The organism is Streptomyces sp. NRRL B-3229 (assembly GCF_000719505.1).
Taxonomy (GTDB): domain Bacteria; phylum Actinomycetota; class Actinomycetes; order Streptomycetales; family Streptomycetaceae; genus Streptomyces; species Streptomyces griseorubiginosus.
In genome coordinates this window covers 1-9,036 of record NZ_JOGP01000049.1, presented here as the reverse complement: position 1 = coordinate 9,036, position 9,036 = coordinate 1, and the positions used below count along the sequence as shown (strand labels likewise).

General features: G+C 69.0%; 7 protein-coding genes and 1 pseudogene. All 8 read right to left on the bottom strand.

Annotation, left to right across the window (positions count from 1 at the left end; translation table 11 throughout):
- A partial coding sequence (locus tag IF54_RS0138240; RefSeq protein ID WP_037821165.1) for a cellulose binding domain-containing protein occupies positions 1–1,140 on the bottom strand: 1,140 nt, incomplete at its 3' end.
- Between the two features lie 386 nt (positions 1,141–1,526).
- Complete coding sequence (locus IF54_RS0138235) at positions 1,527–2,291, bottom strand: N-acetylmuramoyl-L-alanine amidase (RefSeq protein WP_030327280.1); 765 nt, start codon at positions 2,289–2,291, stop codon at positions 1,527–1,529.
- A 136-nt stretch (positions 2,292–2,427) separates the two neighbouring features.
- Positions 2,428–2,793, bottom strand: a complete 366-nt coding sequence (locus tag IF54_RS0138230; RefSeq protein ID WP_030327279.1) for a peptidoglycan-binding domain-containing protein — start codon at positions 2,791–2,793, stop codon at positions 2,428–2,430.
- 352 nt (positions 2,794–3,145) lie between these two features.
- Entirely contained in the window at positions 3,146–3,673 is a 528-nt protein-coding gene (locus IF54_RS0138225) for an MEKHLA domain-containing protein (RefSeq protein ID WP_030327278.1), read from the bottom strand.
- A 244-nt stretch (positions 3,674–3,917) separates the two neighbouring features.
- Positions 3,918–4,883, bottom strand: a complete 966-nt coding sequence (locus IF54_RS0138220; RefSeq protein WP_030327277.1) for an expansin EXLX1 family cellulose-binding protein — start codon at positions 4,881–4,883, stop codon at positions 3,918–3,920.
- Positions 4,884–5,075: 192 nt separating this feature from the next.
- Positions 5,076–6,098 carry a LacI family DNA-binding transcriptional regulator gene (locus IF54_RS0138215; protein ID WP_030327276.1) on the bottom strand — a complete coding sequence of 341 codons (1,023 nt, stop codon included), beginning with the start codon at positions 6,096–6,098 and terminating at the stop codon, positions 5,076–5,078.
- Between the two features lie 171 nt (positions 6,099–6,269).
- A complete protein-coding gene (locus tag IF54_RS0138210) occupies positions 6,270–7,406 on the bottom strand; it encodes a GH12 family glycosyl hydrolase domain-containing protein (protein ID WP_030327275.1) in 1,137 nt (378 codons plus the stop codon).
- A gap of 288 nt (positions 7,407–7,694) precedes the next feature.
- Positions 7,695–9,036, bottom strand: a pseudogene (locus tag IF54_RS40145) (glycoside hydrolase family 48 protein); the annotation flags it as partial.

Sequence of the window (9,036 nt, the reverse complement as noted above, 5' to 3'; positions counted from 1 at the left end):
GTCCGGCGCCTCGACGATCAGCGTCTCCACCGAGTGGTAGGGGATGCCCTCGGGGGAGAAGTAGCCGTTCGCCGGGTTGGTGATCTTGCCGTACAGATCCAGGAAGCGGGCGTCGTACGCCTTGGTCGCCCCGAGCTCTGTCACGGTGACCGACGCCTTGGCGTGGCCGGGTGCGGTCGACTCGAAGGTGGCCGCGCCGGTGCCGGAGGAGTCGGCGGTGATGGTCACCGTCTGGGCGGTGTTCCAGTTCGACGGTGTGAAGGTGAGCGAGGCGCCACCTGTGACCGAGAGGCCCGAGTTGCCGCTCGCACGGGCCGTCGTGACCGTCACGTTCACGCTCGGCTGCTTCGACAGCTTCACGTCGTACGTGCCCGTCTTGCCCTGCTGGACGCCGAGTTGGGACGGAGTGGCGACCACGGACGGGCCGGACGCCACCGTGATGCCGACCGGCGTCGACTCGGCGGAGGCTCCCAGGCTGTCGTAGGCCTTCGCCAGCAGCGAGTGACTGCCCACGGTCAAGCCAGAGGCCGAGAGCGAGTACGGCGCTGTCGTGTCGGTGCCCAGCAGCGTGGTGTTGTCGTAGAACTCCACCTTGCTGATGGTCGCGTTGTCCGCGGCCGCTGCCGTGGCCGCGAGCGGGACCGCCTCGCCCTGGCTGTAGACGGCTCCGGCGGCCGGGCTGGTCAGCACGGTGATCGGTGGCTGGTGAGCCCCGTTGCAGACGGTGCCGTTGACCGAGAACGACCCGGGGGCCGTGTTGGTGCCGCTGTAGCTGAACTGTGCGCCGGTGGAGGTGGACGCCCCAGCGGCGATCTTGCCGTTGTAGCCGGCGTCCTTGACGCTGATGTTCTGTCCGGACTGGGACCAGGTGCCGTTCCAGCCGTTCATGAGCTTCTGGTTGCCGGTGTAGGCGTACGTCAGCGTCCAACCGTCGATGGTGTCGGAGCCGCGGTTGGTGATCGTGACGTCCGTGGTGAAGCCGGAGCCCCAGTCGTTCGTCTTGTAGTCGACACTGCACTGAACTGCGGCCGCCTGTGCGGTCGTTGCGCCCGTGGCCAGCAGCGACAGGGGCAGGGCCAAGGCGGTTGCCGTGGCGATCCACACCCGTCGGAGGGTTCTGCGTTTGCGTCCGGGATCCATGAACTGGTTCCTCCAAGCGGCTCAAAGCATGGGGAAGGACAAGTCTTGGCCAGTGGGAGCGCTCCCATCATGGGGATGAGGGCGCTTGCGGTCAAGGAGGTTGAAGAGTCGAAGACACGAAAGGGTTTAGTTGAAAGGAAGTTCAGCTGTACCTCTGGGCAAGCGCACAACTTGGCGCTACCTTCCTTAACGGATCGGGGCGTTCGGCGAGTCTGGTCCGCGCGAGATCCTCCGCAGTGAAATGGATACGCAGCACGGTCCCCCCATGCGTCACTCCGGCCCGGTGGGGTCGAGAATGCCCCACCGGCCCAGGGAGACAAAGACGGGACCAAGCCATCCTCGGCCGGGCGACGGCGTCGGCGCAGAGGTGGTGCACGGCCGTACCGTCATCCTGATATCTGGGCGGCCACTTCCTCACGTATGGCGGGCAGTTGGGACCAGACCGTGCCCGGGCAGTCGGTGGCCGCCCAGTCGAGGTGGCCGCCGATGACGGGTGCCGCGCGGCTGACTCCGCTCACCGGGTTCCGGTAGAGCACCTTGCCCGCCGGGACGAGCGCGTGGCGCCCCGCGAGGTCGGCCAGCAGCTGGACGAGTGCGGTGTGCGCGGCGGTCGTCGGGGGAGAGGTGGTGAACGTGCCCAGCAGGGCGATCCCGAGGTTCCCGCTGTTGTACCCCTGCACGTGCGCGCCGGTCACCATCCGCCCTGTCGCGTCGTGGGCGGCCGTGCCGTCGGTGCCGGACCAACGCCCCTCGTACACCCGGCCGTTCCGGTCGATCAGGAAGTGGTAGCCGACGTCGCCGTAGCCCTTGCCCACCGTGTCGTTGCGGTAGATCGCCCGCACCACCGCGGCCGGATCCGGGTCGGTGCTGCCGTCGTCGGTGTGGTGCACGGTGAGCGTCTGGACCGGGTAGTACTCCGGCGGCCAGATCTCCGTACCGGCGGCGGTGTACCGCAGTGTCTCGTCCGCGCCCCAGTCCGCGCGCGACAGCAGGGTGTAGGCGGTGGGGCCGGCGGAGGCGGCCGCAGCCGCGGGCAGCGCGGGTACGACGCTCAACCCGGCGGCTCCGAGGGCCCCCAGGAACACGCGGCGCGGCACCAAGGGCCCCAGGCCGGTGGGGCGTCGGGAGCCTGCGGAGTTCGGGTCCGACATCGTGGGGGTTCCTCCTGTGCGTGGTCCGGTCCGGTCGAACAGCGTCGGGCTGAGGTACGGCAGGGTCCCGCTGCGCTGTCCGCTTCCTCGCCCGGAAGCGGACAGCCGGCGGAACGAAGGACCGTTGGCCGCGGGCCTACAGCGCGCAGGCGGGCTTGGGGCTGTAGAGCCGGGACCAGGTGCTGGGACCGACGACGCCGTCGGCGCCGCCCGTGGTGCCGTTACAGGTCTGCACGTAGAAGACGCCGGCCGCGGTCTTCTGGCCGTAGTCCCCGTCCACGTCGATCCACGTGGGGTACTTGCTGTAGAAGTCGATGAGGCACTGCACCTGGCGGACGTTGTTGCCCTGGTCACCGGGGTGGACCGTCGGCCGGGCGCTGTCGGAGATGTAGTTGCAGTTGTCCTCGGCGGCGGTGGCGCCGGCGGACGGCGCGCTCGCGAGGACTCCTCCGGCGGCGAGTGCGAGGGTGCCGAGCAGGAGGGCTGAGCGGTGGGTGCGCATGTCGTCTCTCCCGAGGTGAGGGGTTCCTGTGACGGAAGAAAGACTGCGCGGTGAGACGACGACCGGTCCACGAAATTCGAACTGCCCGAAAGAACGCAGGTCAGAGCTGAGGAGCCGGATGGTCAAGATGTCGCGCGACTACGGCGGCTACGGCCTCGCCGCCAACTACCAGCACGTCGACGTGCACCACCCGCGGGCGGGCACGGCCGACCGACTCGTTCACCGCGCTCGTCACCGGCGGTGCGGGGCGGGACGTCGTCCAGGTCCTCGCCTACGACCTCGACGTCCCGGCGGGTCACCACAGCCTGACCGTCGACCTACTCCGTACGCCTGCACGGTCGCGTGCGCGGTGTCAGCCTTCTGCCCCTGTCTCCGACGCGTCCCTCCACGCGCGGAACACGGCAGCCTGGCCGTGATGGGTGCCGGCGGTGTCGACCAGGTTCCACATGGTGACGTTCTCTATCCAGAACCTGCGGCCGGACTTGGCGACGCGGAGGCCTCGGTAGCCGGACGCGTACCCGCGTTCCGTCACGGACCGTACGAACTCCTCTCTGTCGTCCTGCCCTTCGGCTGACGCGGACAGCCGGGACGGGAGTCGTACGAACTCCGCCCAGGAGTACGCGAAGCACTCCTGGGCGGTTCTGTTCGCGTAGACGAAGACCGGGTCCGGGCTCGTGTCGTGGGCGAGCAGGCCGAACGAGGCATTGTCGTAGAGGAGATGGACCGGGTCGTCACCGGGTTCCGACGGACACAACGGGGTGCCGGTCAGCCGCAGGTGACTGGAGAGGAGGAGCTGGGCGAAGGCCTCGTCCCGGTTCCGTGTGACCTCGGACGCGCCGGGGGCGGCGTCGGCTGCGGGGTCGTCGAGGAACGTGGTCATCGAGGTGGGCCTCTCGCTGGTCCCGGGCAGGGAAACGGATCACGGATGCGTGCGCCGGCGCCCAGTATGCGCGTGCACCCATGTCCCGCCTCCGCAGGGGCCGTTGCCGCCAGCCTTGGCCATGGAGACCCGGGTCGTTGTCGCAAGCCTTGCCCGTGGACGCCCGGGCCGTCCGCACCGCCCGGCAGCTGAACAGGACATGGACGAACCCTCATGTCTCGGTGCCGGGCGGCGCCAACTCAGGTCAGTGCTGGGCGAACTGGACCCGCGTCTGTTGGACGACGTTCGCCAGCACCCCGAGTCCGCTGACCGTCAGTTGTTCACCGTAGATGTCGGTGACTCTGATCGCCTTGCCGCAGCCGGTACCGTCCGCGGAGATGAAGTAGTTGAAGCTGGTGCGGGGCAACTGGCGCCAGCCGCTTCCGGTGCTGACCTCGAGCCGTGCGACCGGGTTGCGGTGGCCGATGACCTGGATGCCGCACCAGTAGATGCTGGAGCCGGTCTTGTACCGGATGGACATCGTGCCGATGGAGCCGGGGCTCACCAGGCTCCAGGTGATGGCCAGTCGGCCCACCTTGAGGTCGGCGAGTTTGGCGAAGGCCTGCTGGCTGAGGTCGATCTGCCCGGGGGCGCAGGGCAGGGGGCATTCGTTGGTGATCCGCACCGTGACGGACTTGCCGTTGGCCGCGTGGACGAGGATGTAGGCGCCGCAGGCTCTGGAGGTCTCGTAGTCGGTGGTGTTCATCGCCGCGATCATCATGTCGGGGCTGGGACCGAACAGACAGGCCCCGTCCCCGACGCCGGCCTCGTAGGCGGTGGCGACGCCCTTGTACGAGGTGTTGGGCCGGATGCGCCCTGCCGCGGGGGGTGTCGTTGACCCGCGCGAGGACTTCGGGGCGGCCTTGGCCTGGGACTTCGCCGCCTTGGGGGTCTTTTTCGGCTTCGGGCTGGTGGAACTGCTCGCACTCGGGCTGGCTGACGGACTCGGCGTCGCGCCGGCAGAGGCTGTACCGGTGGCGGTCTCGGCGGCTTTCGGCTGGGTGGTGACGAGGGGGGAGGCCGCGGTCGACTCCGCATCCACCTTGTGGCCGGGGACCAACGCCATGACCAGGTAGACGAGAACGCCCACGGAGGTCAGCGCCGCCGCGGTGCCCACTGCGAGCCTGCGCCTGCGCCTGCGCTGCCGCGCTATCTGCCTCGTTGTCATCATCTGTCCGTTCAGGATCGTGCCGATGTGCCGGTGGTGCACTCCTCAGTGGCCGCCCACGACGAAAAGGTTGCCGACGAATTTCGCGCGGCCTGGAGCGTGGGTGATGCGCACAGCGATACGCAGGACGGCGACCGACGACCGGGAGCGCTGCTGGGAACGGACGGTCAAGTCGGCTGCGCGCAGCCGGTGTTCTCAGCTCGACTCGCGGACGACCAGTGCCGTACGGAGAATGACATGCCGGTAGGCCACCGACGGCTCCTCCATGTCCTCCAGGAGCAGCCGGATCATGGCCCGGCCCATCTCCTCCAGCGGCTGGCGCACCGTCGTGAGCCGCGGCCGCGTGCGCTGCGCCAGGGGGAAGTCGTCGAAGCCGATCACGGCGACGTCCTGCGGCACGCGCCGCCCTGCCGCGCGCAACGCCTGCAAGGCCCCTGCGGCCGTGGTGTCCGACGCGGCGAGGACACCGTCGATCCCCGGATGCCGTGCGAGCAGTTCGGTCATGGCGAGGCGTCCGCTCTCCTGCGTGAAGTCGCCCTCGGCCACCAGGGACTGCTCGCTGTCCAGGCCGGCCAGCGCCAGAGCGTCCTGATAGCCGCGCAGCCGGCACTGTGCGGCGTCCATGTCCAGGGGCCCGGTGATGGTGGCGATCGTCCTGCGGCCCCGTGACACCAGGTGGGAGACGGCGCTTCGGGCGCCCCCGACGTTGTCCGCGTCCACGTAGCTGACGTACTCGTCGCGCGAGCGGCGCCCCAGCATCACGGTCGGCAGCCGCGCCTCGGCGAGCATGTCCGGAAGCCGGTCCCCGGCGCGCACGGACAGCAGCAGGACTCCGTCGACCCGGCTGCCGCGCGCGTACTCCAGGAAGCGCTTCCGGTCGATGTCCGAGCGGACCAGGGTCAGCATCAGCTGCATCCCGATGTCCGCCAGCGCGTCGCCCAGGGAGCGGACGATCTCGGAGAAGAAGGGCTCCGCGAACATTCTCCAGTCGGGTTCGGTCAGGACGAGGGCGACGGCGTTGCTCCGCTGGCCGGCCAGGGAGCGCGCCGCGAGATTGGGGACGTAGCCCAGTTCCTCGATGGCCTGCTGCACGGCTCGACGCGTCGACTCCTTCACGCCTGCCGCGTTGTTGATGACGCGGGAGACCGTGCCCCGCCCCACCCCGGCGTGAGCGGCCACCTCTTCCAGCGTCGGCGTGCCGGGCCGTCGCGTGCCCATGACCACCTCCCCCATGAGACAGCCGATCTTACGGGCCGACAGAACCGGGCACACGCCTTCCGCGCGGAACCCGTGCCGTGCCGGCCAAGGGGGTGGTGGTCGCAGGGACGGAGAAGAGCGGGGCCCGCCCTGTCGCCCTGTGGGCGGGCCCCGCAGGGAGGAATCCCCCTGTTACGCGACGGTGCAGGACGTTCCGTTGAGGCTGAAGGCGGCCGGTTTGGCGAAGCTGCCGCTGTAGGTGCCCTGGAACCCGAAGGAGACCTGTCCGCCTGGTGCGATGGACGCGTTGTGCGCGGCGTTGGTGGCCGTCACGGCCCCCGACGCCGGGGAGACGGTGGCGTTCCAGGCGTTGGTGATCCGCTGCCCCGACGGCAGCGTGAACGCGACCTTCCAGCCGTCGACCGGGGAGGAACCCGTGTTGGTCACGGCGACGTCGGCGGTGAACCCGTCCTGCCAGACACTCGTGCCATAGGCCACCTTGCACGCGGCGGGACCGCCGGGGGTGCCCGGGCCGCCCGGGGTGCTGCCACCGAGGTTCACCGTGGAGGAGAACGAGTTCACGGCCAGGCCGGCGCCGTTCTGCCAGGGTTCGAAGCCCGCCTGAATGCTCGTCAGGTACCAGTTGTTCTGGGCGAGTCCGCGGGAGACGGCCTGCCGGACGAAGTCCATCACGTCGAAGTTCCAGCTGTCGATCGCCGACGGAGCGACGAAGGACAGAACGTCGTTGCCGCCGTTGTTGCCGGACCACACCTGCCACTGGCGTCCGCCCACCGTGGCGGAACCGACGACCGAGCCGACCGGCTGCACGGATCCCACGCGGTTGAACCAGATCATGATCTCGGTACGGTTCACGCCGTCGGTGCGCGGGGTCGGGTCCAGCCAGATGTCGTAGGCGGCGTCATAGGCGGCACCGCTCACGTAGCTGTAGGAGATGCCCGAGGGCGCGCTCGAGATCGAGCTCAGCTGGGCCGGGAGGTTGGTACCGGGCGAGCAGTTGGTGTAGTGGCAGCCGTTGAACACGGACGGGTACGACTTCGGGGCGCCGTTCGTCGGGACCGAGCCGTCGGCCTGGGTGATCCTGAAGCCGGAGTTCGTGACGGAGATGCACTGGGTGGCGCTGGTGCCCCAGCGGTTGTTCTGTACGACGTAGCGGCCCTGGATCGTGGTGCTGCCGAACTCCTCGCAGATCGTCGTGTCGGCGTGGGAGGCCGTGGCGCCGGTCAGCAGCGCGGCGAGTGCGACGAGCGTGGTCAGCAACGCACCGCAGAGCGCGCGCATCCTGCGGACTTGGTGATGTGACGGTTGCATGCGGGTCCTCCGCGCGGGTGATGTGTGGGGGGCGAGGGCTTCTGCATGGGATTGGGAGCGCTCCCAACAAGCGACTCGCAGGGACTGTAGGAGAGGATCATGTTCCTGACAAGGAGGGCGGCTCGAGTGTCTTGAGCGGATTCTCGAAGCCGCTGGTCGTACGGCTGGATCGAGGCCCGACGGATGGTGGGCCCGTGGTGCCGGGCGGCCCCCAAGGGGGCGGGGGCCGCCCGGCCGGGTGACCCCGCCGCCTGATGGCGGGGTCGCGCACGCGGCCTCAGCGGGGGGTTATTCGAGGAGCTCCGCGTACGAGCCCATGGCCAGGGCGATGTCCGCCTGGGCCCAGAACCGGTGGTACGTGAACGACGGCACCGCGCCGCCCTTCAGATAGGCCTCGATCTTCGACCAGGCAGGGTCGTTCTTGTAGAAGGACCGCAGCGAGGCGAAGGTGGAGGAGGAGTCGATCTTGTCCCCGTTCGGCATCGTGCCGCTGAAGCCGCTGGGGATGTAGACGCTGTCGTTGAACCGGCTGTAGTCCGCCCGGTTCTCGGGGACCGCGATCCCCAGCGAGTCCTGGTAGTTCCGGTAGGTGCCGTCCGGGTTGATGGTGGTCTTGGACAGCGCCCACTTGACCCACTTGTCGAGGACCGCCTTGGCCTGCGTGTTCCCCGTCTGCTGGTACAGCTCCGCCACGCGCTCCATCGACCAGGCCTGGAAGCCGAACCACTGGTTGGACGGCGGGTCGTGGTAGACGGGCTGCTCGTCGTAGTACATGCCGTAGAAGGTCGACTTGCCGGCCGGGGGAGTGGCGTAGCGGCCCGCCCAGCTGTTGGTCGCACCGCCCGCGATGGCGCCCTCGTCGGACTGGAGCCACCGGTAGAACTCCAGCTGCCGGCTGAGGGACTTCGACCAGTCCGCCTGTCCTGTGGCCGACTTGGGCTTCAGGTCGGCGTAGGAGCTCAGCGCGTAGGCCGCGAGGGGGTTCTGGTAGCCGCTGTGCGCGTGGCTGGAGCCGATGCGCCAGGCCCAGCCGCCGGTCGTGTCGGTCGAGCCGCCCCAGGCGTAGTACCAGGACAGCAGGTAGTGCGAGGCGTCCTTGCCGGTACCCGCCGGGCACGCCGAGGGGCCAACACAGTTGCCGATCTTCTTGAAGTACTTGTCGTACATCGCGTAGCGCAGGTAGTCGCCCATCTTCGCGGCCTTGCCCACGGTCGCGGAGACGTCGGAGCCCTTGCCGAGGAGTCACCGGTGAACAGGTCCAAGTACCCGTTCTTGCCGCCGTACTTGAAGGCGTCGCAGGTCGGCTGCGGCACCGTCTCCCACACCGACTCCTGCACCCCGCGCTGGAAGGTGTTGATGTACGACGGACCGGTGTCGGCGGGTCCCGCCTCGCACTTGGCCGTAGCCGTAGACGTTGTCGACGTCCTGGAGCCAGTGCATGCCGTAGATGTCGTCCGTGCCGTACGCCGACTTCAGCTCACCGGCGATCGGGTCCGAACCGGAGGCCACCGACGAGTCGAGCTTGGCCGGATACTCGTTGGGGGTGTCCAGCTCGGGCGCGTAGGTGGCCGGCTTGGAGGCGTTGTAGAAGGAGTTGGTCGGCTGGTCGGCGTGGGTGGGGATCATGTAC

What these genes read in the sequence shown, in the direction of transcription:
- IF54_RS0138235 (WP_030327280.1), bottom strand. Translation starts at nt 2,291, where the DNA reads ATGTCGGACCCGAACTCCGCAGGCTCCCGACGCCCCACCGGCCTGGGG.
- IF54_RS0138230 (WP_030327279.1), bottom strand. Translation starts at nt 2,793, where the DNA reads ATGCGCACCCACCGCTCAGCCCTCCTGCTCGGCACCCTCGCACTCGCC.
- IF54_RS0138225 (WP_030327278.1), bottom strand. Translation starts at nt 3,673, where the DNA reads ATGACCACGTTCCTCGACGACCCCGCAGCCGACGCCGCCCCCGGCGCG.
- IF54_RS0138220 (WP_030327277.1), bottom strand. Translation starts at nt 4,883, where the DNA reads ATGATGACAACGAGGCAGATAGCGCGGCAGCGCAGGCGCAGGCGCAGG.
- IF54_RS0138215 (WP_030327276.1), bottom strand. Translation starts at nt 6,098, where the DNA reads ATGGGCACGCGACGGCCCGGCACGCCGACGCTGGAAGAGGTGGCCGCT.
- IF54_RS0138210 (WP_030327275.1), bottom strand. Translation starts at nt 7,406, where the DNA reads ATGCAACCGTCACATCACCAAGTCCGCAGGATGCGCGCGCTCTGCGGT.